Source organism: Haloferula sp. BvORR071 (assembly GCF_000739615.1).
Classification (GTDB): domain Bacteria; phylum Verrucomicrobiota; class Verrucomicrobiia; order Verrucomicrobiales; family Akkermansiaceae; genus Haloferula.
The window spans coordinates 74916-101562 of sequence record NZ_BATP01000035.1 but is presented as its reverse complement, the minus strand read 5'-3'; the positions used below and the strand labels follow the sequence as shown (position 1 = coordinate 101562).

22 protein-coding genes are annotated in these 26647 nt (G+C 63.2%); 2 read left to right on the top strand and 20 right to left on the bottom strand.

Annotated elements, in window-relative coordinates:
- Positions 1–78 precede the first annotated feature (78 nt).
- Positions 79–876: a glycosyltransferase family 2 protein gene (locus BV071_RS33320; RefSeq protein WP_052573645.1), complete on the bottom strand. Its 798-nt coding sequence runs from the start codon at positions 874–876 to the stop codon at positions 79–81.
- A 120-nt stretch (positions 877–996) separates the two neighbouring features.
- Between BV071_RS33320 and BV071_RS35575 the strand changes: the two genes are divergently transcribed.
- Positions 997–2301 (top strand): hypothetical protein, encoded by a 1305-nt coding sequence (locus tag BV071_RS35575; protein WP_265594655.1) that lies wholly within the window; start codon positions 997–999, stop codon positions 2299–2301.
- On the opposite strand, the gene BV071_RS19840 is transcribed toward BV071_RS35575, so the two are convergent.
- The 9 genes from BV071_RS19840 to BV071_RS19800 are packed head-to-tail and all read right to left on the bottom strand — an operon-like array spanning position 2277 to position 11733.
- Positions 2277–3389: a glycosyltransferase 61 family protein gene (locus BV071_RS19840; protein WP_035611036.1), complete on the bottom strand. Its 1113-nt coding sequence runs from the start codon at positions 3387–3389 to the stop codon at positions 2277–2279. The two genes, BV071_RS35575 and BV071_RS19840, sit on opposite strands and share 25 nt — an antisense overlap.
- A gap of 13 nt (positions 3390–3402) precedes the next feature.
- The gene (locus BV071_RS19835) at positions 3403–4266 is read right to left on the bottom strand and encodes an alpha-1,2-fucosyltransferase (protein WP_035611033.1); all 864 of its coding nucleotides are present in this window, start codon (positions 4264–4266) and stop codon (positions 3403–3405) included.
- A complete protein-coding gene (locus tag BV071_RS19830; RefSeq protein WP_035611031.1) occupies positions 4263–5432 on the bottom strand; it encodes a glycosyltransferase family 4 protein in 1170 nt (389 codons plus the stop codon). The genes BV071_RS19835 and BV071_RS19830 overlap by 4 nt, the downstream gene beginning before the upstream one ends.
- A complete protein-coding gene (locus tag BV071_RS19825; protein ID WP_035611029.1) occupies positions 5429–6694 on the bottom strand; it encodes a glycosyltransferase in 1266 nt (421 codons plus the stop codon). Before BV071_RS19825 ends, BV071_RS19830 begins: the two co-directional genes overlap by 4 nt.
- 16 nt (positions 6695–6710) lie before the next feature.
- Entirely contained in the window at positions 6711–7301 is a 591-nt protein-coding gene (locus BV071_RS36140) for a DapH/DapD/GlmU-related protein (protein ID WP_035611027.1), read from the bottom strand.
- Positions 7298–8506, bottom strand: a complete 1209-nt coding sequence (locus tag BV071_RS19815) for a glycosyltransferase family 4 protein (RefSeq protein WP_035611025.1) — start codon at positions 8504–8506, stop codon at positions 7298–7300. The genes BV071_RS36140 and BV071_RS19815 overlap by 4 nt, the downstream gene beginning before the upstream one ends.
- Positions 8503–9387 carry a hypothetical protein gene (locus tag BV071_RS19810; RefSeq protein ID WP_265594654.1) on the bottom strand — a complete coding sequence of 295 codons (885 nt, stop codon included), beginning with the start codon at positions 9385–9387 and terminating at the stop codon, positions 8503–8505. The genes BV071_RS19815 and BV071_RS19810 overlap by 4 nt, the downstream gene beginning before the upstream one ends.
- Positions 9362–10837 (bottom strand): MBOAT family O-acyltransferase, encoded by a 1476-nt coding sequence (locus BV071_RS19805; RefSeq protein ID WP_035611021.1) that lies wholly within the window; start codon positions 10835–10837, stop codon positions 9362–9364. Before BV071_RS19805 ends, BV071_RS19810 begins: the two co-directional genes overlap by 26 nt.
- A gap of 56 nt (positions 10838–10893) precedes the next feature.
- Entirely contained in the window at positions 10894–11733 is an 840-nt protein-coding gene (locus BV071_RS19800; RefSeq protein ID WP_035611019.1) for a hypothetical protein, read from the bottom strand.
- A 430-nt stretch (positions 11734–12163) separates the two neighbouring features.
- On the opposite strand from BV071_RS19800, the gene BV071_RS19795 reads away from it, so the two are divergent.
- A complete protein-coding gene (locus tag BV071_RS19795; RefSeq protein WP_265594653.1) occupies positions 12164–15178 on the top strand; it encodes a lamin tail domain-containing protein in 3015 nt (1004 codons plus the stop codon).
- Between the two features lie 31 nt (positions 15179–15209).
- On the opposite strand, the gene BV071_RS33315 is transcribed toward BV071_RS19795, so the two are convergent.
- From BV071_RS33315 to BV071_RS19740, 10 genes are read right to left on the bottom strand one after another with little or no spacing between them, the layout of a single operon-like run.
- The gene (locus BV071_RS33315; protein ID WP_081886113.1) at positions 15210–16313 is read right to left on the bottom strand and encodes an acyltransferase; all 1104 of its coding nucleotides are present in this window, start codon (positions 16311–16313) and stop codon (positions 15210–15212) included.
- 20 nt (positions 16314–16333) lie between these two features.
- Positions 16334–17494 carry a glycosyltransferase gene (locus BV071_RS19780; RefSeq protein WP_035611010.1) on the bottom strand — a complete coding sequence of 387 codons (1161 nt, stop codon included), beginning with the start codon at positions 17492–17494 and terminating at the stop codon, positions 16334–16336.
- Between the two features lie 14 nt (positions 17495–17508).
- The gene (glf, locus tag BV071_RS19775) at positions 17509–18666 is read right to left on the bottom strand and encodes a UDP-galactopyranose mutase (protein ID WP_035611008.1); all 1158 of its coding nucleotides are present in this window, start codon (positions 18664–18666) and stop codon (positions 17509–17511) included.
- Between the two features lie 19 nt (positions 18667–18685).
- A complete protein-coding gene (locus tag BV071_RS19770) occupies positions 18686–19876 on the bottom strand; it encodes a glycosyltransferase family 4 protein (RefSeq protein ID WP_035611006.1) in 1191 nt (396 codons plus the stop codon).
- A gap of 19 nt (positions 19877–19895) precedes the next feature.
- On the bottom strand, positions 19896–21824 hold the full coding sequence (locus tag BV071_RS19765) for an NAD(+) synthase (RefSeq protein WP_035611004.1): 1929 nt from the start codon (positions 21822–21824) through the stop codon (positions 19896–19898).
- 34 nt (positions 21825–21858) lie between these two features.
- The gene (locus tag BV071_RS19760) at positions 21859–22698 is read right to left on the bottom strand and encodes a glycosyltransferase family 2 protein (RefSeq protein ID WP_052573641.1); all 840 of its coding nucleotides are present in this window, start codon (positions 22696–22698) and stop codon (positions 21859–21861) included.
- 1 nt (position 22699) lies between these two features.
- On the bottom strand, positions 22700–23320 hold the full coding sequence (locus tag BV071_RS36085; RefSeq protein WP_052573640.1) for a DapH/DapD/GlmU-related protein: 621 nt from the start codon (positions 23318–23320) through the stop codon (positions 22700–22702).
- Positions 23317–24459 carry a glycosyltransferase family 4 protein gene (locus BV071_RS19750; RefSeq protein ID WP_035611001.1) on the bottom strand — a complete coding sequence of 381 codons (1143 nt, stop codon included), beginning with the start codon at positions 24457–24459 and terminating at the stop codon, positions 23317–23319. Before BV071_RS19750 ends, BV071_RS36085 begins: the two co-directional genes overlap by 4 nt.
- Position 24460: 1 nt before the next feature.
- Positions 24461–25570: an acyltransferase gene (locus BV071_RS19745; protein WP_265594652.1), complete on the bottom strand. Its 1110-nt coding sequence runs from the start codon at positions 25568–25570 to the stop codon at positions 24461–24463.
- A 59-nt stretch (positions 25571–25629) separates the two neighbouring features.
- Positions 25630–26643, bottom strand: coding sequence for a putative sugar O-methyltransferase (locus tag BV071_RS19740; protein ID WP_035610997.1), 1014 nt, complete (start codon positions 26641–26643; stop codon positions 25630–25632).
- Between the last annotated feature and the right edge of the window lie 4 nt (positions 26644–26647).

The window sequence follows — 26647 nt, the reverse complement described above, 5'->3', positions numbered from 1 at the left end:
CACTCGACCGTCGAAGCCCGCTGGAGAACAGCGCACCCAGTGAGCCGTCCGCAAGGCGCGCTGTCAGGAACAGTCCGTCTACCTGAGCTTCATCACGCCCTTCCAGCCTTTGGCGGCTAACCAGAGGACTCCGTCGGCGAGGCCGTTGAGGTAGGGGTCGCTGAAGAGCGTGAGGCCGTAGGCGCGGCGGATGGCGCGGGATTCGACGTGCTGGCGCTCGGCCTTGAGGATGGTCTCGAGGTCGCGGGGCTTGCCAAGGTGACGGAGGGAGGCATTGCCGCCGTGGATGCGGAAGTCGGCGACATTCAGGCGCATGCGGTCGAAGTTCAGACCGCTGGCATGGAGACGGGCGTAGAGCTCGCCATCCATGACGTAGTGGAAGTCCTCGCGGAGGCGATGGCCGGGGGCGATGACGGTGGCGCGCTTCAGGAAGCAGGCGGTGGAGCCGATGTAGCAGCAGTGGTGGACGTGGACGAAGGGCGACCAGTCCGGCATGTGGATGCTGCGGATCAGGCGGCCGCTTTCATCGATGAAGTCGTAGTCGCCGTAGAGAATATCGGCGGTGGTATTCGCGGCGGCTTGCTTGACCTGCTGGAGGATGCCGGGCTTGAGGCGGTCGTCGGCATTCAGCCAGATGACCCAATCGCCTTGGGCGCGGTCGAAGCCCTTGTTGATGGCATCGGACATGCCCTTGTCAGGTCCTTGGGACCAAGTGACATGCGGGAAGCGGGCGGCGATGGCGGCGCTGTCATCGGTGGAGCCGCCATCGATGACGAGGTGCTCGAGGGTGACGCCCGCTTGCTCCGCGACGCTGGCGAGGCACTCGGCCAGGAAATGGCCGTGGTTAAGATTCGCGGTGATGACGGTAAAGTCCATCGGGCGGGAGAAGGGATAGCGGGGAGAAGGGGTGCTTGGCGAATGCTGAGTGCGTGCGTGCGGATGACCCAAAGGGGCTTTTGGCCTTCCCCGGGGGAGGAAATTCCCCTTCCCTCCGGCGTGCCTCGCCGCGCCGCCACCGTCTGCGGATATCTGCTCGCGTTTCTACTCCTCTCAGGGCTGACCTGGGCGCTGTGGCAATACCGCTACGAAGCGGTGCCAGGGGAAGCGGCCCTGACGCTGGGGCACACGCCGGACGATGTGATGCGGGTGCCGCTGGGCAAGCCCGAGGGCGGGGATGGGAAGGAGCCGCTGCGGCTGAAGTCTGACCCGAATTTCCCGCGGCTGGAATTCCGCTGGAAGAAGCAGCCGGATGCGAAGTTCGCGCACGTGCAGATCGAGACCTCTTGCCAAGGCTTGGCGCACGGAAAGTACGACTGGGACGATGCGCGGGCCACGCTGCTGTGGATCGACGCGGATGGAAAGCTGGCGCCGGACTACCTGCTGCTGTGGGCGGCGTATGGGGACACCTCCCGTTTGCATCGCGACATCGTGGTGCCGCTGGCGCGGCACGGGACGCTGCCGAAGATCGTGATCTCCAACACCGGTCGGTCGGGCGAGTGCACCATTTACTCCTTCAGCGTCCAGCCGCTGCGGTGGCGGACCGCGATGTTTCCGGCGCTGATCCTGCTGGTGGCCGCGTGGCTGGGCTGGGCGGCATGGGGAATCCGCCGCTGGGTCGCGAGCGAAGGCACGACGCTGGTGAAGGTCGTGGCTGCGGCCGGGTTGTGGGTGGTCTTCGGCTGGTACTCGAGTCTGCCGGGGCCGTGGATCCCGTGGCACCCGATGGGTAAACCGTTTCCGATTCCGGTGCTTCCCCCGCCACCGCCACCACCTCCGGCCCCTGTGACTCCTGTGCCAGCACCAGCTCCGCCCCCGGTGATCGCCGAGCACCCGGCAACAACGCCCGAGGTCACAAGCACCGCGCCGGCTCCTGCACCAGTCGTGGTGGTGGCACCACCTCAAGCAGCACCGGTTGCGGCGCCAGCTGCCCAACCCGTGCCATCCGCAGCAGAAGGAGCGCCGGAAGCGATCGGCGGCGGGCCGATGCGCTGGCTGCTATCGCGACTGCCGGAGTTGAAGAAATTCGCGCACCTCGGGGGCTTTGCGATGCTGGCCGCGCTGCTAGGGCTGCTGATGGGCTCGCGGCGTGCGATGTGGCCGGCGCTAGCGCTAGGCGCGATATCGGAATTCTGCCAGTGGGCCTTCGGTTTCGGCTTTGGCTGGGACGATGTCCTGGACCTGGTGCTCGATACCGCCTCGGTAATGCTGGGGCTGGCGATCTGGCAACTGCTGGTGAGGTGGCGCCGGAAGAAAGTGGTGCCGCCCGAGGCCGAACTTCAATCGCCGGCGGCTAATACCTGACGAAGCTGGTCGGCGGAGACCTGCATGTTTCCGCGGCTGTCCGACTGGCAGATCAGCACTTGGTGGGAGTGGCCCAGCACAAGCGAGATGCCTTCGTAGCAGGCATTGCGGAAGCTCCGCGGCATGAATTCCACCACGCGGGTGCCGGGCGGTGCCCAGAGGACATTGGTCATGCCCGCTCCGTGGATGCCGGCGATGATGCGGGCCTGCTTGAAAGTCTCAAGCTGCTCGCCGAAGGAAAGGCGGCCGGGATCGATGATCTCCCAGTCATCGGCAGCGAGGGCGTGCTCGACTTCGCGGAGGTTCGAGACCGAGCGGGTGGTGCCCTGGCGTGAGATGAAGATCTTGCGGTGGCCACCGGCGGGCTTGGGCGGCAGGCCGAAGCTCTTGCGCAGCCAAGCGACGCCCATGGGATTCACGCAGCCTGTTAGAGCAGAGGGTCCTGCGAAGTGGTAGTTCTCGATCAGCAGGTGTTCCTCGGTGGCTTCGCGGACGCGGTCGGCGAGACCTAACATCTTCAAGCTGTCCAGGGCGAAGGGCGGGAGACCGGGTGGCACGAGGATCTTCGTATCCTCCGGGAAGGATGGCAGGTGAAGGAGGCGCGTGAGGCCGTCGGTGAGCCAGTGGTAGTAGTTCCTGCCGCGGGTCCAGCGGGAGACGAGGGAGGTCCAGCTTCCTGCCAACTCGGTCTCTGGATGGCTACCGATGATGCGCCAGACGGGATCGCCGGTGGCCTGGGGACCGTACATGGCCTCGTAGCAGGCATGGCCATAGAGATCGGTGTGGACGAGGGATGAACCTAACAGACGGGCGGAGGCGCGGCGGGTCCAGAGCACTGGCCACCAATCGTAGCCCGCTTGACGGAGACCACAGGCGATGAGCTCGGAACGCTCCGGCAGGGGCGGGATGGATTGGCCATCGGCAATGATGCGGCCATTGACGAGGCCTGCTCGGATCTCCTGCTTCTCTTGGAAGATTCCGAAGGGCACGCCGCCTTGCTCGGGGCCTTCGCCGCGCCAGCCACGCCAGCGCCGGAGCGCCGGGAAGGCGAGCTTCTCGACGGTGCGCTGCGGCCAGCGGCGGCCCATCACGATTCTCGCTTTAGCCCACATCGACAAACTCCCATCCATCGCAGCGTTTTTCCTCCGCGGGTGCCTTCATGCCGGTGCGATACCATACCGAGGGCATGAGCACCTGCTGGCCCGTTTTTTTACCGAGCCATGCGGCCCACCACGAATAGCTGCTGTTCGCGATGATGTGATGGCTGGCCTCGCTCATGAGGTGGAGGTCGTGCAAAGGGTCCTGCACGCCGTGAGGGAGAGCGCAGACTTCGACGTCATCTGCCGCGAGGTGCTGCGCACACCAGGCGGGATCGTCGGAGAAGAGGAAGAAGCGGGCTCCTTCCATGCGCTCGCGGAGGCGACTCATGGCAGCGCGATAGTAGGCCAGATCGCAAACTTCGAAAGGAGCATTGCCGACGTAGTCGGTGCGGCGGATGTGGACCGCGACGGTGTTATTGAAGCGGATGCGGTCGCGGATGCGGAGCGTGTCCGCTTCCCATGACAGGCCATCCATGCGGAGTTCCTCGCGCAGGAGCGGCTCGATACCGCGGAAGTAGAGCGGTGACTGGAAGTAGCCGAAGAGCAAGCAGTCGGCAGGAGCCTCCAGGTAGCGGGGATCAAAGCTTTGGTCCTCCACCGTCTCGCGGATCACCGGCAGGCGGCTGTACTCCCAGTAGTGCTTGCCGGTAAGCTTGAGCAGCGCGCGCGCGGTCAGGGTGAAGGGCCGGGTCACCTCGGCCTTGAGCGGCAGACGCCGCAGGCAGGAGACGCGGGACCAGCCCGCAAAGTTGAACCAACTCGCGTTCAGCACCAGCGGCACGCCATGGCGTTCGGCGAGGACCCGTCCCATGGCGTATTGGAACAGGTTGTTGCCGGTGCGGCCGAGCATGAGGGCGCGGATCATGCAGAGAGCTTTGCGGCGAGAGCCTGGGAGATGCGCTGGAGCAAGTTGTCGCCGTAGTCTTGCCAGGTGTTGCCGATCGCGCCGGCCTCAAGGGCGGCAGCACCCATGCGCTGGTTCAAGGCCGGATCGGAGGTGAGGCGGGCCATAGCCTTGTGCAGGGCGGTGATGCTGCGCGCGGGGACGATGAGGCCTTGCTTGCCGTCTTCGACGACCGTCGTAGCGCCGCTTTCGTGGGTGGCAATGATGGGCAGGCCGGCGGCCATGGCCTCGGAGAGGACACGGGCGAAGCCTTCCTCCACCGAGGCGAGGACGAAGGCAGTGGCTTCCTGAAGCAATTCAGGGATGCGCTGCTGGGGAAGGAGAGAGTGATACTCCACGATCCCCTGCCACGCGGGCCATTCCTTCTCAAAGTCCGGCCGCAGGCCACCGATGCAGATGAGACGCGCTTCCGGGTAAGTTTTGCGGAGTTCGGCGAAGGCGCGGAAGAGATACTGGTGGCCCTTGCGCAGGCAGATGCTGCCGACCGAGATGAAGACCGGCTTCTGCGGGACGGCGGGGCGCGGCTTGAAGATGGAGGTATCCACGCCGAAGTGGCGGACGTGGCATTTGGACTCCGGAACGCCCTCCGCGACCATCGAGTCCTTCACGAAGACACTGGGGCAGAGAATGAGGTCCGCCTGTTCGATCTCACGCGAGATGCGGTTGATAGCGGAATCCGGAAAGGGAATCTGATAACCGGGGCTGAACTCGTCGCACTCCTGGCGCCAGAGTCTGGCGTAGAGGCGTGGGTGGCTGTTAGGCGCATCGAAGACCTTGAGGACGGGCTTCTGCTGGCGGTCGGCAAGTTGGAAGAGAAGTTCAGCGGAGCCCATGGGGGCCATCACGACATTGGTGTCAGCAGGGAGGGTTTGGCGCAGAAGCCAGGCGTCGTAGGCAGGGAGGAAGAGCCAGCGGCTCCACTCTTCCAATTGAACGAAGGGAAGATGGTAGAAGGGCTTCTTGAGCAGGTGGTAGGGCCAGATGCGGCGGTAGTTTTTGACGCCGGTGATATTGGCGTTGCTAACCCAATAGCCGCTGAGGGCCTCGCGTTGCTCGAAGGCCCTAGCAGTGTGGTGGAGATACCACTTGAGCATGGCCGAGATCAGCACGCGGGGCTGAGTGCTCATGCCGGTTGGGTGGCGTTGGCCAAGACCTGCTGGTAGGTATCGGAGATCCGCTGGATCTTGGATTCCCAACTGAGCTCATTCGCGCGAGCGAGGGCGCCGCGGGAGAGTTGCTCGAGCAGGCCGGGCTCGGCGTGGAAGCGGTCGAGGGCGGCGCGGAAGCCCGCGATGCTGGTCTCTGGATTCACCAGCGGGACCTTGATGCCGCAGGCCTCGGTGACGGCGGTGCCCATGCCGCAGGCATCGTGGCAGATGACCGGCAGGCCGAAGGAAAGAGCTTCAAGCACGACATGCGGCGTACCTTCCTTCACCGAGCTGTGGACCAGCAAGTGGGAACGCTGCATGACCTCGAGCGCCTTGTCGCGAGGCAGCATACCATGGAAAAGGACTTGGCTTGCGACACCCAGGGAATTGGCGAGCGACTTCCAGCGTTCCGCCTCGGGCCCGTTACCGAGCACTTCGAGCTGCATGGCCGCCTTGTGCGGAGAGGTCGCGATGGCGCGGAGCAAGAGCGGCAGCGCCTTGATCCCTTGGAAGAGCCCGCTCCAGCAAATGCGCAGCGGCTCGCCGGCAGCGCGGGAGCGGGGCTGGCGGCCCGGATCGACGGCGCAGCCGGTCTCCAGCATCGGCTCTGCATCGACGCCCCAGCCGGCGAAGACCGCGCGGTCCTCCTTCGAGACCGCCCAGACCTTCACGGCCGCGCGAGCGGCGGCGGCGGAGCGGCGCGCCATGCGGATCTGCAGGCGGTTGAGAAGATTGCGGGTTCCCCAGCGGAATTTTTCCTTGGGACCGAAGTCCGTGATGAAGGCCTCCGGCACCATGGGTGCACCTGATACCGGGCCCCAGAAGAAAGGAATGCCCAGTTGCCACAGGTAGCCCGGCTCGCGAAAGCCGATCACGTTCACGTGATGGATCAGGTCGAAGGGCCTGGCCGCATGCAGCTCTCGCGCGGCTGCGGCCGCTTCCAACTGCCACCTACGATAAGCCTCGTAAAAAAGGAACCACAGGCCCGGGAGCGCGTGGGCATCGTGGATCTTGAGCATCCGCCCGGTGGCCTGGATGTGGTGATACTTCAGCCGCGGCGGCAAGCCCTGCTCCTTCTCGTAACGCTCCAGCTCCTTCCGGATCGGCGCGCCGGAGGAAAGGTCACCGCAGATCACGGTGACATCGTGGATCTTCGCGAGCTCCGTGGCGACACGCCACCCCACGGCTGACTCGCCGCCTTGGTAGGGAGAAAAGTAGTAGGCGGAGAGCAGGATTCTCATCACGAGGCGAAGGGCACTAGCTCTTCTTCTGCCGCCCCGTGACCACCTTCCGGCGCGCGGCGATGGCCATGCGGTGGAGTTCAAGATCGGTAGGATCGGAGAAGCGCGGGCAGATGGGCTTGGCCGGATTCCCGCCGACGACGACGTAGGGCTCGACATCCTTGGTAACCACCGAGCCGGAGGCGATCACGCAGCCTTCACCGATCCTCACCCCGCTGAGGATAATCGCACCGTAACCGATCCAGACGTCGTCGCCGACCACCACCTTCAGGCCGACACCCTTCCAATCGTAATCCGGATCACGGACCTGCTGGGCAAGGCGGGTGGGCGTGCCGACGTGCTGGAAGTGATGATCGTAGCGGCCGACGAAGGCGACCATGTTGGCCATGATCACATTGTTGCCGATCTCCGCATCGCATTCGATCTGGCTGTAGCGGCCGATGTAGCAGTTCTCGCCGATGACGATCTTGTTAGGCGCCCACATCACCACGCGGCGACCGGCGTGGAAATTCCGGCCGATCGAGTGGCGCCGCCAGATCACATGGACCAGGAAGAAGTCGCGCAGACCCTTCACCGCCCGGACAAGATTCTGGAGAAGCTGGTTCACGGAGTCTTGGCGTGGGCTACGGATTCAAGGATGGCCGAGAATCCGGCGAGCCATTTTTCCGGAGAGGCATTGGCCGTGAGCCATTCGCGGCCGGCGGCCCCCATCGCCAGGCGGCCGGCTTCGCCCATGGCTTCCATGCGCTCGACGTCATCCGCCAAGGCCGCGGCGTCCCCCGGCGGGTGCAAGAGCCCGGTCACGCCGGGGATAACGGTTTCCGTGAGCCCGCCGGAGGCCGCGGCGAGCACCGGGCGCGTCATGTCATAGGCTTCATACACCACTAGGCCGAGAGGCTCCCACCAGATGGAAGACGCAATCAAGGCCCGGCAGCCGCGCAGGAGTTCGTCCTTCGGCGGGCCGGAGACGAAGCCGAGACAGACGACCTTCTTCATCTTGTCCGCAATCGCGTGGATACGTGCTTCCTCAGGCCCCGATCCGGCGACAACGAGCCGGGGACATGCATCCCCCAGCCGGCGCTCTAAAATACGCCATCCCTCCAAGATTGTGTAGATGCCCTTCTCCGCGACCAGACGTCCGAGGAACAAGTAGTGGGCGCCCGTATTGTCGGAGGGCGGATGGATGCGGGCCTTCCAGCAGTGCCGGAGCGTCACCACCTTCTCCTCCGGAATTCCGGCGAGGATGAACTTCTCCCGCATGAAATCCGAAACCGCGATCCAACGCTTAACGACGTCCAACGCACCAGAGCGAATTAGGCGCGATTGATAGGTGGCCATCAGGAAGGTACGCAGGAAGGACCGCTCCCAAGCGCGCCCGAAGACCTCCGGCCACGGGTTGCCATACAAGCCGCCATCATGGACCCTACCACCCACCCACATAGTGCCCGAGGGACTGAAGGGCCGGAAATTGTGGATATACTGAAGAACAGGGAGGCCAAGCGTGGCCGCTTCGTCGTATAGACCCAAAGAACCCACGGGGATCAAATTGTGGAAGAGTAGCACATCGGGATTCGCCGTTTTCACTGCTTCCCTCAGACGATCTCGGGATTGCGGATTGTCCCAGACCCGCTGCGCTTGTCGAAAACGGGTGGGCGCACCCTTACGGGTCCATTCGCTGCTCTGAAAGCGCAGATTGTCCACTTGGAAGCCGCGTCCGGAGAAGCTTGAGATCTCGTCGACCCAGACCTCTTCCCCACCCGTTTCCAGATACTGGTTAAATACTTGGAGGACTTTCGACGACGCGGGCTTCATTCTGGAGAAAGAGCGGATGGATAGCCCGTGGCTTTAAAAATCGTGCGAACCGCCGCCGTCGCACTAGGAGGGTCCATGTGCACGCCGTCGGTGAACCTCACCATGCCGGGTGGAACGGCATTCGCAAGATCCCAGAATGGCAGGCCGGCACGGCGGGCGAGCTCCTCCGGCAGGCGGCGATTCGGCGAGGAGGGCTCCGCTCCGGGCGGAAACATGATGAGGGTGATCTTCGAGCCGGCGGTCGTGAGCCTGCGCAGAATCCCGACAGCTTCCTCCAGGAGGGCATCCTCCGCCTTGCTGGTCGGTTGGGGCCGGGGACTGAGGGTCGGCTGCGTGATGACCGGGAAGGGCTCGATATCCGGACTGCTGGCACCCATCTTGCGCTCCATCAGCAGCGTGTAAGCCATCGAGGAAGGACGACCGGCGGCGCTGAGATTGGGCAGCGCGACACCGCGCCGGAACCACGGCTTGTGCATCGCCTTCGCCACATCGGTTTCCTCCGCACCAACGGCCCGATAGAAGGTGTTGCCCTCAATGATCAGGTAGGGGGCGCGCGGAATGATCCCAGCATCCATCGCGCGCAGGGTTTCCATCGCACTACCACCGTCGCAGCCGAGATTCGCCACACCATTGAAGCCGCGGCTGCGATCCGGCAAGCGCCCGGTGATCGAGGAGCCAAGGAACATCACCTGCGGGGCGCCGCGGATGCCGCTCTGCAAGCGGGCGATCGAGGAGAAGTAGTTCGACTCGCTCTTAGTGGTGCGGCCGCCGGTACGCCGGATCAGGAATGACTGCACGGCGAAGCAGGCCGCCAGCCCGGCAAGCAGGCAGGCCACGTAGGCAAGCCGCGGCCGCTCAGAACTGGAAGTAAATGAATCCACTGGGAGCTCCGGGATTGGTGATCAGGAGGAAGAGCATCAACGCATGAACCATGCCTTCGGAAAACGGGCCGTGCAGCTTCGCGCTGAGGCCGGGGCGGTGTTCGCGGCCCCAGCCCCAAGCATGATAGAACACCACGGCGGTGCCATAGAAAAGCAGCGAGAAGACCGGCGGGCCGGACATGTGATACTGCCCGCAGGTGACGCCCTTGAGGAAGGCGCGGACGTGCGCCATGTCCGGCATCAGGAAGGTGAGCCAGAGCAGTGTGACCGCGTGAAAGGTGTAGATCCAGCCACAGAGCGCGCGGATGGGCGAGCGGCCGGGGTTTTCCTCCAGCTTGCCGCGGCGGCGCGTGAAGAAGCGCTCCACTGCCAGGAGCAAGCCATGGAGCGTGCCCCAGATCGCGAACTTCCACTCCGCGCCGTGCCAGAGGCCGCCGAGGAACATGACGAGGAAGAGATTCAGGTAGGTCCTCCCCTCCCCTTTCCGGTTTCCACCGAGCGGGATGTAGAGGTAGTCCCGGAGCCAGGCGGAGAGCGACATGTGCCAGCGCCGCCAGAACTCGGTGATACTGGTCGAGAGGTAGGGGAAATTGAAGTTCTCCGGGAACTTGTAGCCGAAGAGCGCAGCCAGCCCGAGGGCGATCAGCGAGTAGCCGCCGAAGTCCGCGAAGATCTGCAGGCCGTAGCCATAGAGCAGCGGGACGAGGAAGAGCGGCCCGGAGGTCGAGAGTCCCACCAGATCCGGCGTGGTCAGCGCCCGGGTCTGCTCCGCGAGATTGTCCGCGACGAAGACTTTCAGGAAGTAGCCGAGGATCAGCGCCCGGATCACGAACATCCAGGGGATCGCCTCGAAGCGCTTGGCCGCGATCTGCGGCCAGAATTGCTTGGCCTTGACGATGGGGCCGGCGACGAGCTGCGGGAAGAAGAGCAGGTAGAAGCCGATGTCGCGCACACCCTTCGCAAAGCGCCCGCCCTTCGAGAGCATCGCATCGCCTTCACGGGTCACCTCGCCGCGGGCGACATCCACGATCATGCTGATGCCGTGGAAGGTGTAGAAGGAGATGCCGATCGGCAGTGGGATGCCCTTCACCGCCTGTACCCAGGACTGCGGCAGGAAGGGAATCATCCCCACCACAAAGGGCGCATACTTGAAGATGGCCAGAAGCGCGAGATTCAGGATGACCGCGAGACGGGTCCAGTGCTTCACGCGTGCCTCATCCCCCGCCACCTTGTGGAGAATGATGCGGGCGGTCGCTACGCTGTTCCCGACACAGGAGACCGCGAGCAGGATGATCAGGCGCGGATCCTTCCAGCCGTAGAAGACGACACTGGCCGCAAGGGCCAAGGTCACCTGCCAGGCCTTGCCATGGCGACCACGCGACCAGGGCGCGTAGTAGAGGACAAAGGTGACCGCCAGCAGAACGGCGAACTCCCAGGAATTGAAAAGCATTCGGAACTAAGGGGCAGTGGGGATCCTGTGGGAGGAAGGGACGGCGCGTGCCGTACTCAGGCATTCCGGGGCCGGAAGCGCAGCCAGGAATTCCGCCACGGGCGGTACTCGTTCGCCGCTTCGTCCAGTTCGGACTCGCTGAGGCGCCCTTGGGTGCGGGCCATGTAGTCAGCGGCGACGCGGGGCGTGTCGTGGATCTGGATGACCTCGTGGGTGGCCGCGAAGCGGGCCGTCAGGCCATCGATCATTTGCTGATAGGTGAGCCCGAAGCCGTCGTGGATCTCGGTCAGGATGTCCATCTTGGCGAGCGCCGGGCAGACCTCGGGATCCAGGAGCTTCCACTCCCAGCCTTCGATATCCACCAGCAGGAAGACCGGTCCCTCCAAAGGCCGGGAAAGGAAGGCGTGATCGCAGAAGGAGCCGAGCCGGAGATTCTTCGTCCCGTTCAGCTCGATCAGGTGCTTCTGCTGTGAGCGGGAAATCGGATCGGTGTCGAAGGAATAGACTTCGCACTGGGGAAGCGCCCGGGCCAAGCCCACGGCGTAGTAGCCCTCGGCACTGCCCACATCGATGATGGTCCGGTAGTTCCCGGCAAAGACTTCGCGAACCACCGAGTGAAGCGCTTCCTCGTAGCAGCCCAGCCAACGGCTGGTGATCGGCCCGAAGAAAGTGCCGTCGAAATAGCGCATGCCTTCAAAGGGACCTCCCAGCACCTCGATCGGGGCGTCATTCGGGTAAACCTTTTGGATGAAGGCCTGTTGGAAAGGGCCGTGCCGGGCCTTGCAATCGATCCGGAAACGCATCCCGAACCAAATCCCCTCGCCGGGGAGGCGCTTCTCGGCGAAGACGAGTAATTTATGCAGGAGCCGGGAGGCCAGGTAGGCGGGACTTCTCATCGTGTCGTCGAAAGCTGTTTCTCTTGAAGGTGATCAGCCGGCAGGCTGTTTGCAGAGTTTCCCATGGGTCATCCCGGACCGTTTTGCGCGGAACTCTCTGCCTTCCTCCCGAGGCGAGGGAAAGGCAAAACGAGGCGCCGGATCACCTGCGTGAATCAACGCATATGGCCGCTGAAGATCAGCAGGAATTAAATTTTTCAGGCCATGTGAAAATGGCGCGAAAACCGGGGAGGGCCTTAGAAACACAGGGAAAGCCCGCCTTCTAACACCTGCGCAGAGTCCCAAATGCGTTTCTCGCCTTAACACTCCTTAACCGAGTCATCTCTTGCCGCCGTCAATGCGACGTGATTGTGTGTTAGCGGTGTCACTCGCTATTAAACCCAAAGACAAAACGGCGTGTTACCCGGCAGGAATTGCCATTCTTTCATTGGTGGCCGCCGGCACAGCCATAGCAGCTCCGATCAATTCCCCCGACCCCGCTCCCAAGAAGGTGGCCTGCGTCGGTGGAAGCGTCACTTGGGGCTACTGGTTGGAATACCCGATCAAGCGCAAGACCTACCCGGACCAGCTGGCGACCCTGCTAGGGCCCGGCTATCAGGTGAGAAACTACGGCTACGGCGGGGCAACTGCCGGGCGCTACCCCGGTCAGGATGACCGGGCCTACATTTTGAGCGGCGAGCAGGTCGGCACCGTGAAGTGGCAGCCGGACATCATCATCGGCGGCTTGGGGGTGAACGACTGCATTCCCACTTGGAACGACCGGGACAAATTCGAGCAGGGATACCGCGATCTGGTGGGCACCTGGCGCGCCGGCGGGAGAAATCCTTCGATCTTCCTGTGGAACCGGCTGACCCCGGACTACCGCGGGCCGATCGGCGAGCCCGCCTATCCGGGGAACATCTTTCCCAGTGCGGTCTTCACCACCAACAATGACGGGATGGCACCGAACCGTCCCGGCATCCAAGCCAAGGTGGACTTGTTAGGCCCGGCGCTCGGGGTGGGTCTGATCGACTCCTACAGCCAGCTTTCCGCAGTGCCACAGTGGGCGGGCGAGGGCCTGCATCTAGTGGAGCCCGGTCTAAAGCGGCTGGCCGAACTGAACTATTGCCAGGCTTGGCCCGAGCAGGCGACCTCCGTGCTGCCGCGGCTGACCGAGGCCGCGCCTAACCCCGGAGCCAGCTCACCCTCGGATGAGAACGGATACAAGTATCCGTGGGTGGAGCTCTACAATCCCGCCGCCTTCGCGATCAGTCTCGATGATTTGGCCTTGGACTCGGGACCGGGGTCCACGCGCTTCACCTTCACGAATTCCACGGTGCTGTGGCCGGGGGAGCGCCGGATCGTGTTTCTCTCGGGATTGAACCGCAATTCACCGATCAAGAACCTCCATGCGAACTTCACGGTGGATAACTCCGAGGCGGAAGTGCGCCTGATCTCGCGGACTGGCGAACTGGTGGATTCGATCGGCTGGCGGAACTGGACGCCAAATGGCTCTTTGGGCCGGGCTGATTCCCTGACAAACACACTGGTGGGCCCGAACGCGCCCCACCAGCGGCTGGTGACTGCGACGCCGCCACAGGGCTGGCAACAACCGGGATTCGATGACGCCGCGTGGACGACGGGAACCGGCGGTGCGGGAGCGGAACTTCCGGTGCGGACGGAAGCCCAATTCGCGAAGCGCTGGTCGGCGGACCAAAGCCCGACAGGAGTCTGGACCCTGATCGGGAGTGGTTGGTCCGCCCAAGGCGACGGCACCTACGCGGCGGCCGGAACCGGAGCGGGCCAAACGGTTCCCTCCTGGATCACCGGGACGGACACTTCCTGGACGGCGGAAAACAAAGTGAAGCTCAACGGGATTCAGACCGGCCCCACCGGCGGCTACGTGATCCGCTGCGGAACCCGGCACGTGGGTGGGGCCTACACGACCCTCTACATCCAGTCCAACCAAGTGGTCTTCGGAAGCCCCTACGACCAAGGGACGGTCCTTTCCACCGCGGACAATACCGATGACTTCCACACCTTCCGGATCGCCTACCACGCACCGACCCGCAATTTCTTCGTCTGGCGGGATGGCGTGGAGATCAGCCAGCGGACCGATGGACGGACCCGGGATTCCAGCCGCTTCCTGTGGCTGGCCATGGGTGCTTCCGGCAGCGGATCGCCGATCGATGCGGTGATCGATTACTCGAGCTACGACACCACGGGGGCCTACTCGCCTGCGGGTGTGAATGCCTACGTGCAGACCGGCAATGCCGATACCCAGCCACTCACTACCGACTCGACCGGCCCGCTCAGTCCCGGCACGAGCTGCCTGCTGCGGATTCCCTTCATTGGCAGCAGCCAGGAAGTGGCGGCGATGAAGCTGAAGATGGAATTCGACGACGGTTTCCGCGCTTGGATCAACGGCACCGAGATCGCTTCCTGCAATGCCCCGGCGAGCGGAACGACGGCACCGGAATCGCGCGACAACTCGTGGGGTGTCGATCCCTTGACCCTGGATGTCTCCGCCTTCTCCAGCCTGATTCAGCCGACGGGGAACGTGCTGGCTGTGCAAATCTTCAATGCGGCGGACAATGACGGGCGCTGCTTTGGACGGGCCGGCTTGGATTTGATCAGCCCCTACGGGGAAATTGCCCGCTACTTCTCGACCCCGAGCGCGGGTGGCGCCAGCGGGGCGGGATCGCCGCTGCCGGCGCAAGGCTGGGTCTATCAGCAGCCGTCCAGCGGGGCAGCGGTTCCCCTGGTCCTGGATCTCGATTCCGACGGGGATGGCCGCTCGAATCTACTGGAATACTCCCAAGGCACAAACGCCAGCCAAGTGGATAGCGCGCCGATCATCACTGAAAACCAAGGACGGGTGAACTTTCTGTGGCGCGACAACGCGGAGGTCGGCTACCGGCTGATGGAGAGCAGCGACCAGCAAACCTGGCACCCCGCGATGGTCAGTGGAGCGCCGCAAACCGGCAGCTCAGGCGTCCCGGGAATGCTGCTTGTCTCGCAGGCAGTGATCGGATCCGGGAAAATCTACCGGCTGGCAGCGGTCGAGCAACCGAGCTGGAGCACATGGACCCAACGCTACTTCACGGCGGCGGAGATTGCCGCTGGAACGCTAATTCAGGACAATGCCGATCCTGATGGGGACGGCCTGCCGAATTTCGTGGAGTACGCAATCGCCAGTAATCCACGGATTGCGAGCAATACGCTGATCCACGATATCCCGAAAAGCCGGTTTATCGTCTTCCCGGACCCCGGTCAGGGCCGGGGTGTGACTTGGAATCTGAAATCAAGCCCCGATCTCAACAGCTGGGCCCCGTCGGAGACTCCGGAGCTGAATTGTCAGGTCGACCCCATCTCAGGACGCTACGAATTGGAGGCCACCGATCCGGCCCTGCCATCGGCACAAGGCTTCCTGCGGGTGGATTTCCAACCGGCGGCCGGCCAGTGACAGTGGGCGCGTGATGAAGTGGCTGACTCCTTCACCGTCCGCCGGAAACCACGAACAACAGCTTGGGAGTGTAACGCTTGAGAAGGGAGTGCGCGCCGATCGCGAGGGATACGAAAATCAGCGCCATCAAACCGTAGTAGGCCAGCAAAGGCAGCTTCCAGGGCAGGAGCGGATAGAACTGCCGGGCTGCGGCCAGAAAGGGAACATTCGCTGCAAAGATCAGGAATGAGGAATTCGCGTGCCGCCCGAGCCAAGCAGCCAGCTTGGGCATGGACTGATCCACGAAAATCCCGATCAGGACAATTCCCAAGGCCCCGCAAGCAACACCGCTAAGCGCGGGCTTGAGCATACCCAAGGCGGTCCGGGCCAATCCCAGGCCGATGCAAAGCAGGGCGCCCCAACCGGGCTTGGGAAAAAGCATTTTGATGGTTCCGCGCGGGACGAGGTTCATCAGCATCCCGATCCCGAAATAGCCGAGCGAGGATGGCCGGATGCAGCCCTTGCTGATCCATGCTTCCGGGATCTCCGGGAAGGTGGCAAGTGCCACGCAGGGAATCAACAACCACACGCCAGCCCGGCTGAGCAGCGGTGCGAGGCAGGAACAAATCATCAGGTCCCGCACGAACCACAGCGGTCCATTGGCCGGAGCCGAACCAATACCGGTAAGTTGGGCCAAGGCGCCGGATAGGCTGAAGCCGCCGCCGTAGGCACTCCCGAATCCCTGGCTGACGGCAATCCAGATCATCAAAATCGAGACCAGATTCCAGAACAGGTAGGGAGGGAGCAAGGCGGTCAGGCGCTTTTTAACCAAGGCTCCCGGATCCCCGGGATTCTTCTGCAGGGATCGCGCCGCGAAGCAGCCGGAAAGGAAGAAGAAGAAAGGAACCCGCCCCCAAAGGGAGAGGTCACCCACCACGGACCACAAGGGACGGCCGAAGAAAGGGCCACCACCGGACATGGAGTAGGCCTCCGCCGCGTGGAAGACCACGATCAGGAAGGCTGCCGCCATCCGGGAAATATCGATCGACCGGTCCCGCAAGGTGCTTGCGGGAGCAAGTGGCAGAGCTCCGGTGGGGGTGATGCTTACCATCGCCGCCGTGTCTCTACCGCCGGCGCGATGCTCTAGCGATGACATAACTGAAGCGACGAAATAACTTAGTTCCGGGCAAGCTCCGTTAGGAGGCCTGCATAGTGCTTCACCATGGCATCACTCGTGAAGAGTTCCAAGGCCCTCTCGCGCAAAGCCTTGCCGATTTCGGCAGCTTCATCGCGATGATTTTCGATCCATTTCAAACGATCTGAGACTTCCGCGGGGGTATTCGCATAGAGCGGATAGTCCTCACCCAATGCCTCACGGTTGCCTTCCAAGGGAACGGTCACCACCGGCACTGCATGCATCATCGCCTCCAATAGCGAGAGGTCGAAGACCACGATCACCGGCGTGTGCAAGAATACATCCGCCTCGCCAAGTTGCTTGCGTACAACTGCCTGCGGCTGCAGGCCGGCATGAGTGATGCGGCTGCCAATGCCAAGCCTGTCGGCTTGGGCGACGAGCTCCGGTGTCAGCGTGCTTTGCTGGCCGTAGTTGATCATTTGCCATTCAACACCGGCGTCGCTGAAAAGACGCAGGGAATCTAGCATCATCTCCAAACCCTTCTCCCTCACATGGTGGGCCACGGAGACAATCTTGAGCGGACCATGGTTTGGGCGTGGCGAAGGGGCCTCACAGGTTGAGACGCCATTGTAGAGGATCGCGGCCTTGTTTTCTGCATCTTCCCGGAGTCCGGGGTTCTTCTCCGTGAAGAGGTTGAGGGCTCCACGACTGGGAAAGACGACCCGATCCGGGAAGCGGAAGTTGTGGCCCACGCACCATTGGACGAAGCGCTCGCGGAGGCCGAACTTGCCGCGCTCTTCCGCGAGTTCGTTGTGGCGGCCGCCCTTGCCGTGCTCGCTGTGGATGGTGGCGAGTTTCCTCCCGCAGACCTGCACCAAGGGCCAGAGGTAGTACGGCGTGAAGGCGAGCACCACGATACGCTCGTAGCGCTTCGCAAGCTCGCGGATCCGTGCGGCCTGCCAGATCAAGAGGCTGGCTCCGCGCTTGGACCCGAGGTCGAGGCCGGCGAGGAAGGCATCGAAGTTCTCCACCTGCGAGGGCAAGGATGCTTCCGCCATTCCGCAAAGGAGGATGTGATCGGCACTCGCGGGTTCCAGTGTCTTTCCCCAAGCGGCTGAAAGGTAGTTGTAGGCGACGCCCAGTCCCCCGCCCGCTCTCGCGGGAAGCCCCTTGCACACGTAGATGACCAGCGAGTTCGCCACGACCTGGGATTCTATTAGAGTGCAGCCTTCGCCGGGAAGGTCGGGGTCTTCGCTCCCGAGGACTTCGCTGCAAGCCACGCATCGGCAAAGTCGATGGCCTCCCCGATCACTTGGTGCATGTCCATATAGCGATAGGTGGCGAGGCGTCCCAGGAAGGAAACCTTCTGCTCCGCATTTGCCAGCGTAGCGTAGGAAGCCAGCAGCTCTTTGTCTGCGGCAAGGCGCTTCGGATAGTAGGGAATGTCATCCGGCCCGGTCTCCTTGCTGTACTCGACAAAAGCGAGGGTGGAGTCGTGCTTCTCCCACGGCGTGAAGTGCTTGTGCTCGTGGATACGGGTGTAGGGCAGCTTCGGGTCGGGATAGTTCATCACCGCCACACCCTGGAAATCGCCTTCGCTCTTCTTCTTCTCCCAGAAAACCGTGCGGTAGGATAGGCGGCCGAGACGATGCGCGAAATACTCATCCAGCGGTCCCGTGTAGAAGACGTGTCCGAATTGTTCCGCCATCGCATGCTCGTAGCGGGTGTTGAGCCGGACCTCGATGTTCGGGTGATCCAGGATCTTCGCGATGAGCGCCGTGTAGCCCTCGGCCGGCATGCCTTGGAAGGGGCTGTTGTAGTAGTTGTCGTCGTAGCTGAAACGCACCGGCAGGCGGCTCAGGATCGCGGCGGGAAGTTCGGTGGGATCGCAACCCCATTGCTTCTTGGTGTAGCCGTAGAAGAAGGCCTCGTAGAGTTCGCGGCCGATGAACTTGAGGGCCTGCTCCTCGAAGTTGGCGGGCTCGGCGATGCTGGTGTCGGCCTTCTCCTGGATGAATTCGCGCGCCTCGGCGGGAGACATGCTGGTGCCGAAGAATTGATTGATCGTATGGAGATTCACCGGCAGCGAGAAGACGCCGCGATCGGTGGTCGCCTTGACCCGGTTGACGAAGGGACGGAACTCGCTGAAGCGGTTCACGTAGGCCCAGACATCGGCACGGTCCGTATGGAAGATGTGCGGGCCGAAGGTGTGCACCATGATGCCCGTCTCCGCGTCGCGCTCAGTGTGACAATTGCCAGCGATGTGGTCGCGAGCGTCGATGACGATGCTCTTTACATCCGCGAGCTCGGCAAGTTGCCGGGCGAGCACCGCACCGGAGAATCCGGCACCGACAATCAGGACAGGGTCTGGCATAAATAAATCTGTTAAATCCTTATAGGGAAGCCCGGGGTTCTCCAGCGCGAGTCTTGGCACGCCCGGAGCGCAGGAATTGGGGCAACCATTCGGCGAGCTTCTCGCCCGCGCGATCGGTGGACCATTCCTCTGCCAAGGCCCGAGCTCCTGCACCAAGATTCTGGCAAAGCTGCGAATCTTCTAAGAGGCGGCTCATATGTTCCGCAAGCCTGCGGAAGTCCGCCGGCGCAAAGCGATAACCGCTGATGCCATCTTCGACCAGAGTCAGCGAGGCCCCAGCTCCAGTGCTCACCAGCAGCGGGAGACCGCAGGAAGCAGCCTCGTGAACCACCACGGCATAAGTGTCTTCACGCGTGGGCAGGACGAAGGCGCCAGCCTGATGATATTCCGCGATGAGGTTGTCTCCATCCTTGAAGCCCGCGAGCGAGAGCCAGGGGCTGGCCGCATCTTCAGCGGAGGCCTGCCAGGGACCGCTACCGACGAGGCGCACGCTGAAGCGATGGCCCGCGGCATGCGCGATCCGCGCGGCAGCCATCAACACATCCAGGCCCTTGCGCTCTTCCAAAACCCCGACGAAGAGAAAGCGGAAGGGCTCCTCCTTGGCACAAGTGGGAAGCGGATAGCGGGCGGTATCGATGGCATGCGGCGCAAGGAGCACCGGAGCACCGCGCCGGGCAAAGGCGGTCTTGCCCTCCACCGTCTTCGCCAGCACGCCATCAAAAAAGCCACCGATCAGGCGGTGGTAAACCAGATGCATGCGAGTCGAGGAATAGCGCGGCGGATTCCTCCCAATATCCGTGGAAAGGATGCAAGGCACGCCATGCCGCCTCGCCCATGCCGCCGCCCCGAGGCAGATCGGGTTGCGCTCATTGACGATGACAATGTCCGGCTGCCGTTCAGACAAAGCGCTGCCAATCTTCGAGCTTCCCGGCAGGAACACCTTGTCGCGGGAGCTCGAGCCCAGGATCCGCTGGATCCATGCCGGAGCAAACTTGCCACCGACGAACTGGAACAGGGGATCATCCTCCTGGATCCCGAGCGAGGACCAAGGGCGATAGGTCGAGCGGCTGCCAACCAGCACGATCAGGCTGGCACCACGCCGCCTCAACGACGCATCCAGCGCACGATAGAAGTCGATCGCATAGGGTTGGAGCGCTCCGGTGACCAAGGCACAGGAGAAGCCCCCGGTTGAGGAGGAAGCGGAGGTCAAGGGCAGCCTTGGGAGTAGTTCACTTGAGCCATGATGCCGCGACACTGTCACTCGGCATCCGCCAGTCCCCGCGCGGCGAGAGCGCGACCGAACCGACCTTCGGGCCATCGGGCATCGCGTTGCGCTTGAACTGTTGGGAGAAGAAGCGGCGGATAAAAACATCGAGCCACTTCGCAATCACCTCCGGCGGGTATTCATCCGCGAAGGCAATCTCCGCGAGATAGCGGATCTTGTCCGGCGGGAAGCCAAGACGGACCAACTGGAAGAGGAAGAAGTCATGCAGAGAGTATGGCCCCACGACCTCCTCGGTCTGCTGGGCGATCTTGCCTTCCGTATCCGGCGGCAGAAGCTCCGGGCTGATCGGCGTGGCCGCAATATCATGCAGCACGGCCGCTTCCGGGCCGCGGAAAACTTCATCGGCACACCACTCGACGAGGTGGCGCACCAAGGTCTTCGGCACCCCGGCATTCACATGATACATCGACATGTGGTCGCCGTTGAAGGTGCACCAGCCGAGCGCGAGCTCGGAAAGATCACCGGTGCCCAGCACGAAGCCACCGATCTGGTTGGCCACATCCATCAGGATCTGGGTCCGCTCGCGGGCCTGCGAGTTCTCGAAGGTAATATCGTGGAGATCCGGCGGATGGCCGATATCGCGGAAATGAACCTCCACCGCCTCGCGGATCACGATCTCACGCAGGGTCAAACCCAGCATCTCCGCCAGCACCACACTGTTGTCGCGTGTGCGGTCGGTGGTGCCCATGCCGGGCATGGTGATCGCCACGATCTGCTTGCGATCGATGCCGACCAGATCGAAGGCGCGGACGGCGACCAGCGCGGCCAAGGTGGAATCCAGACCACCGGAAAGCCCGAGCACGATCGCCTTGCTCTTGGTGTGGCGCAGGCGCTTCGCCAGACCCACCGTCTGGATGCGGAAGATCTCCTCGCAATGCTCCGTCCTCCGCAAGGGATCGGCCGGCACGAAGGGCCGCGGATCCACTTTCCGCAGCAAGCCGCCCCCTTCCTTCCAAGGCTTCAGCGAGACGCTAATCCGCCGGAAGGAACGCGTGGTGCTTTCCCGATAGCTGCTGCTGACGAGGCGCTCATGGTGGAGCTTGCCGACATCGATATCCGCAACCGCCATCTGGGCCTCGAAGGACATGCGTGCCGTCTCGGCCAAGAGGGAGCCGTTCTCGCAGATCAGCGAGTGCCCCGAGTAAACGATATCGGAAGTCGATTCGCCGGGACCCGCCGAGCAATACGCATAGGCCGCGAGGCAGCGCGCCGACTGCTGGCGCACGAGATCGCGGCGGTAGCCGACCTTGCCTAACAGCTCATTGCTCGCCGAGAGATTCAGCAGCACATTCGCTCCGGCAATCGCCTGCCCACTGCTGGGAGGAATCACGGACCAGAGGTCCTCACAGATTTCCACTCCGAAGACGCAGTCCCCCCAGCCTTCCACCGGGAAAAGCAGATCGGCACCAAACGGCACCTGGCTTCCCAGGAAGGAAATCTCCCCACCGTCCGGCAGATCGAGCGCCGTGGCAAACCAGCGGCGTTCGTAGAACTCGTTGTTCGTCGGCAGGTGGGTCTTCGCCACGATCGCGGCCAGCGCCCCAGTCGAATCGATCACCGCCGCGGCATTGAAGAGCCGGCCCTTGTAGCGCACGGGCAGCCCCACGACGGCCGCGATCCCGTGAACCGCACAGGCCTCCGCGATCTGCCCCACGGCCTGCTCCGCGTCGTCCAACAAACGCTGCTGGAAGAAGAGATCGGAGCAGGAGTAGCTCGTGATTCCCAGTTCCGGAAAGACCGCCAGCTGGGCACCGGCCGCCGCGGCTTTTCCAAGCGCGGCAATGGTCTGGCGCGTGTTCGCTTCGACGGCAGCGACTTCCACCTCCGGCACGCAGACGGCGAGCCGGAGAAATCCGTATTTGGAGAAGAGCATGGGGCCAGATAAGTCGCGGATATCGCGAACTTCCTCAATTCGAAAACTGCCTCCCGAACGCGGCAGTCAGATAGCGCACCAAGCGGATGAAGTAGGCGGGCCAACGGATGTAGGCGCGCCAGCCGAATGCCTCGCGCAGGAAGCGCCAGTAAGTCGGCCAATAAAGGATCGAACCGATCCGGAATGGCTCCTTCAGCAGCCACCAGGCCGGCTTGTTTTTTCCGAAGCGGTCAAAGTAGAGGTTCGGCGGATTCGTGGCGATGGCATCCCCGGAGACTTCGCAGGGAATGCCGACGCGCCCGGCGCGCAGCGCATAGACGGAGTCGCCACCGTAATGTGGAAGTTCGCGTCCCGGCGGAAGCCCGATGCGATCCACGACCTCGCGATGCACCGCGACCAGGTTTCCATTGATCAAGTCCACGTGCAGGAACTCCCCGGGCCCCGGCTTCACCATGTCGTCCTCGCCCACGCGCGTCCCGCTATAGGTCACTGTATCGGGGCTCTCCGGATCGCGGCACACACCACCACAGATCCCCTTCGTCTCCAGGACGCGGGCGATGAGATGATCGATCGCACCCTCCGCGGGCAGGCAGTCGTCATTCAACCAGACCATCACCCCGGCACCGGCGGCGTGCGCGACCTTCATGCCCTCCAGGATGCCGCCACCCCAATAGAGGTGACCGTTCCCATCCACGCAATGAACTTGGGGAAACTCTGACTCCAGCATCTCGCGGGTGCCGTCCGTGCACGCATCGTCGACGACGCAGACCCTTGCCCGGTCGAAGACTCCCTGCGCACGCAAGCGCTCCAAGCACGCGCGCGTGATGGCCTTGCGATTGTGGACAGGGATGATGATCCAGGAATTCGACTGCACCTTAGGATCCTTGGGATTGATTCTCGCGCTGCCATTTGGCGGACAGCGGACGGACGGTCGCGGGGTTCCCCGTGGCCATGTGAAAAGCCGGCACGTCCGAGGTGACCACGGCCCCGGCACCCACCACTGCGCCGTCGCCAATGGTCACGCCTTTGAGGATGACCGAGCGTGCGCCAATGAAGCAGCCCCGGCCGATCTCCACCGGCCGCGCTGTCTCCACGGGATTGAAGCCCCAGGTCCACCCTTCGCCGGGCAGGTGGAAATCGTTGTCCACGATCAGGCAGTCCGCACCGAGGATCGTGCCTTCGCCGATGCGGATGCTCTGCGCCGCGCAGATGCAGGGGGCGCTGCCGCCCACGTCCTTGCCGAGCTCAATCAGGGCACCGGGTGCTATCGCCCAGAAGGTGCTGCGACCGCTGCCGATCAGCGGGTTCATCTGCTTGATCCCAAACAGCTTCACCCCTTGCGAAAGGATCACCTTTGCGCCCCGCGCGATCCGGAAATGCGGACGCCCGATGAGGCAGACATCATCCGCCACCTCGACTCGGCAGAGCTTTGCCCAGGCACGCCACAGAGGGGCCTGCAGGCTGATCAGCTTCACCTTGAGTTCGCCGAGGTTCACTTTGCGAGTTCGAGATAGAGATCGTGGAAGGACCGTGCCGCGCGCTCCGGGCGGAAGTAGGCCCGGTCTCCTTCATGCTGCCCGGCACCGAGGCGCTGGATCAGCTCGGGATCGGACATCAGTTCGCTCATGGCCTTGGCGAGGGTTGCAGCATCCAGAGGATCGATGTGCAGGCCGTTGACGCCCGGCTTGATGTAGTCGCGCAGGCCACCGTGGCAGGAGGCGATCACCGGCAGGCCGATCACCCGCGCCTCCTTCACCACCGAGGGCCCGGTATCCGCACGGGTGGGAACGACAAGTCCGGAGGCTCCTGCCATCTGGCGCTTGAGTTCATCCCACTTGAGATTGCCCAGCCACTCCACCTTCGGCAGGCCGCGTGATTCCATTTCCCCGCGCAGGGAGCCTTCACCGGCCAGGCGGATGCTCCAGTTGCGGTCGGGCAGTAGCGCCAGCGCATCGAAGAGCACATCAATTCCCTTCCTCCAATCGATCGCGCCGCAGAAGAGGAGATAGGGCCGCTGCATATCAGGCTGCCACTTCACTTCGTAGAAGGAAGGATGCACTCCCCACTCGATGTCCCGGACATCGATCTGCGGCCAATTGGCCAAGGCGATCTCACGCGACCATGGCGACTCGCAGGCGACCACGCTGGCATGCGGGATCCACCCGCCCTCATAGCGCCACTGCTTGCGCCAGTACCAGTTGTCCGGCAGGGCACCCACCTTCGCATAGTGGGTCATGTTGCCTTGGATCGAGTAAACGGAAGGAACGCCCAAGCCCGGCAGCACGCTCGGATAGTAGTGCTCGGACCCCCAGACGTGGACAACTTGCGGCTGGATCTTGCGGATCTCGTTCTTCAGCCGCAGTCGCGCCGGGAGGTAGTTCAGCAGGGTGTCGTAGGTCTTCTTGATGTGGGGCAGCGCGATGAAGCGCTGGCCATGATGGCGCTCGTCGATCTTCTCCTGGATGCCTTGCTCAAGCGCGATCCAAGTGATGTCCAGATCATCGTAGGCCTCGAAGGCCTGCGCCAGCGGCGGCAACCAAGTAGCCCCCTGCCCTGCACCCCGCCCCTGGGCACCGGCCCGGAGGGCGGCCACAGGAGAGTCCGCGAGAATGGCGATCTTCGTCCGGGCACTCATCTCATTTCTCGCCCGGGCATGCGGGAAGCTCCGAAGTTGCCACCGGCTCTGCGGGAACAGTGCTGTGCCGGCGCTTCATGCGCAGGAAGGGACGCTCGACCAGGTAGTACGACACAATCGCAGCGAGGAAGGCCGCCAGCACCCAGGTCGGGAAGGAATTCCACCATGCGGTCGAAGCACCAAAGGTTCCGGGCTTGGTGCAGAAGATCTGCTGCCAGATGTAGAGCGAGTAGGAGACGGTGCCGATGAAGGTGATCCAAGACCAGTCCAGCCATGCAAGCAAGCGGCTGCGGCCTGCCTGAATGGAAAGGGCGAGCAACAAGGCCAGCCCGAGATTCTGCAATGTCGGAAAACTGAAAGTCAGGGCAAACAGGACACCGCGCAATGTCGGCGAGAGCCAGAGCGGCGCGGCAACCACCAGCGCGCCAGCGGCGAGCAAGAGTGCCGGCTTCGTCGCAAGCCAGCCACTCACCTTGTCTCCCCAGTGCCAGAGCAGCACCGCGAGCGCGCAGCCGGTAGCCAGTGAATCGGCGTTGATGAGGAAGGAGCCGAGACCCAAGGGGCCTTGAATCCCCGCAACCGAGCCGATGGCCCAGAGCAGCGGGCAGAGCAGCATCGGCAGCGCCAGCCACGCTAGGGTACGGCGTGGGGCGACCGAAGGATTCAGGGCCCGGAAGGCAAAGGGCCAGAGCAGGTAGAACTGCTGTTCAACGCCCAGGCTCCACAGGTGTCCGGTCGTCCAGTCGCTGCCGAAGTAATTCTTGGTAAAGGTCAGGTTCCCGATCCACTCCTGCGTGGACAACTCGTACGGCGTCCATAGTTGCAGGAGGAGGACCACCAGCAGGAAGGCATAGTAAACGGGCAGGATGCGCAGGCAGCGGCGCTTGAAGAAGGAGAGCACCTCCAGGTGCCCCAGCCCCGCAACCTCACGGAGCATCAGCACCGTGATCAAAAAGCCGCTGATGACGAAGAAGAAGCGGACGCCGAGCCCACCGAAACCGGTGACGAAGAAATCGGGGCCGCCGGGAACCCACTTGGAGTGATGCAGCAGCACCAGGAGGATGCACACCGCACGCCAGCCATTCAGGGCCGGGATCTTTCCTCCAAACAAGGAAGGAAAGCTCCGCAGCCTTGGCGGATCGGATTCTGGCTGCGCTTCCTGCATTCCGACTACTGGAGCTGGAACAGGTGGAAGTAGCTCGGGTCCAGGCCGTAGGCTTGGAGAACCGGATCATCGAACTTCGGCACCATCTTCACCAGACGGTAGCCATGCTTTTCGATCTCGCCCTTGAAGCCCCTGCCGTCTTCCACACCGAGATGGCGGCCGGCATCATGCTTCGCATTCGGGCAGACCAGCAACCAAGGCACACGGTTGGTGGCTAGCAGCTTCGCCCACCAGTCGATCGCCTCCAGGCTGCACTCGGAGAAGCTGTGGATATTCACCGCCAGATCCACCGGTGTGGCCGCTAGTGTGCGCTCGATCTCATCGAGCGGCACGACCTGGGCCTTGTCCGTGACGCCGCGATGGCCGAGGTAATGCTCGCAGATGAAGGTCGATTCCGGGACCGCATCGGTGCAGAGGTGCTTCCCGAGCATTGGCATGGCCTGCACCATGCGGTGGGCCAAGCGGCCGTAACCGGCACCGATGTCGAGGATGTTGAAACCCGGCTTCTTCGAGAGCCCGAGTTCGCGCTCGATGAAGTTGATCTCCAGAATGGAGTCGAGAAGGTCGCGCGAGACCTTGCGGTTGCCCACGTCGAAGCGGCGCACGGCGAAGGCGGCATCGTCATCCATCCGGTCGAGCAGGCCGAGTTCATCGTGCGAGCGCAGGTAGTGGTAGGCCAAGGCGTGGGCCATCAGGCCATACTGCAAGCCGCCCGATTGCCAGACGTAGATATCGGCACCGCGGAAGCCGCGTAGCTCTTCCGCCGTGACGCGGCCCGGGCTCCAGACCAGCGGCGTGGTTGCCTGCTTGTCGAATTCGGCATAGCGCTTCCGCAGTTCGGCCAGGCGCGGGTTGTCCGGTTGCAAGCGGCTGTCCTTGGTTTCAGGTCCGTCGGTGACGACCGATCCTGTTCCGAGTTCCGGCTTGGTTTGCCAATCGTACAAGGCGGCGCTGGGCATCAGGTGATGCCCGTGGTCGGGAAAGAACCGGTAGAGAAAGTCCCAGATGGCCTGTTTCATGAAA

Excerpts from the sequence above, each read along its gene's own strand:
- BV071_RS33320 (WP_052573645.1), bottom strand. The coding sequence starts at position 876 with ATGGACTTTACCGTCATCACCGCGAATCTTAACCACGGCCATTTCCTG.
- BV071_RS19840 (WP_035611036.1), bottom strand. The coding sequence starts at position 3,389 with ATGGGCCGCCGCTGGCCGCAGCGCACCGTCGAGAAGCTCGCCTTCCCG.
- BV071_RS19835 (WP_035611033.1), bottom strand. The coding sequence starts at position 4,266 with ATGATCCGCGCCCTCATGCTCGGCCGCACCGGCAACAACCTGTTCCAA.
- BV071_RS19830 (WP_035611031.1), bottom strand. The coding sequence starts at position 5,432 with ATGAGCACTCAGCCCCGCGTGCTGATCTCGGCCATGCTCAAGTGGTAT.
- BV071_RS19825 (WP_035611029.1), bottom strand. The coding sequence starts at position 6,694 with ATGAGAATCCTGCTCTCCGCCTACTACTTTTCTCCCTACCAAGGCGGC.
- BV071_RS19815 (WP_035611025.1), bottom strand. The coding sequence starts at position 8,506 with ATGAAGCCCGCGTCGTCGAAAGTCCTCCAAGTATTTAACCAGTATCTG.
- BV071_RS19805 (WP_035611021.1), bottom strand. The coding sequence starts at position 10,837 with ATGCTTTTCAATTCCTGGGAGTTCGCCGTTCTGCTGGCGGTCACCTTT.
- BV071_RS19800 (WP_035611019.1), bottom strand. The coding sequence starts at position 11,733 with ATGAGAAGTCCCGCCTACCTGGCCTCCCGGCTCCTGCATAAATTACTC.
- BV071_RS33315 (WP_081886113.1), bottom strand. The coding sequence starts at position 16,313 with ATGTCATCGCTAGAGCATCGCGCCGGCGGTAGAGACACGGCGGCGATG.
- glf (WP_035611008.1), bottom strand. The coding sequence starts at position 18,666 with ATGCCAGACCCTGTCCTGATTGTCGGTGCCGGATTCTCCGGTGCGGTG.
- BV071_RS19765 (WP_035611004.1), bottom strand. The coding sequence starts at position 21,824 with ATGCTCTTCTCCAAATACGGATTTCTCCGGCTCGCCGTCTGCGTGCCG.
- BV071_RS19750 (WP_035611001.1), bottom strand. The coding sequence starts at position 24,459 with ATGAGTGCCCGGACGAAGATCGCCATTCTCGCGGACTCTCCTGTGGCC.
- BV071_RS19740 (WP_035610997.1), bottom strand. The coding sequence starts at position 26,643 with ATGAAACAGGCCATCTGGGACTTTCTCTACCGGTTCTTTCCCGACCAC.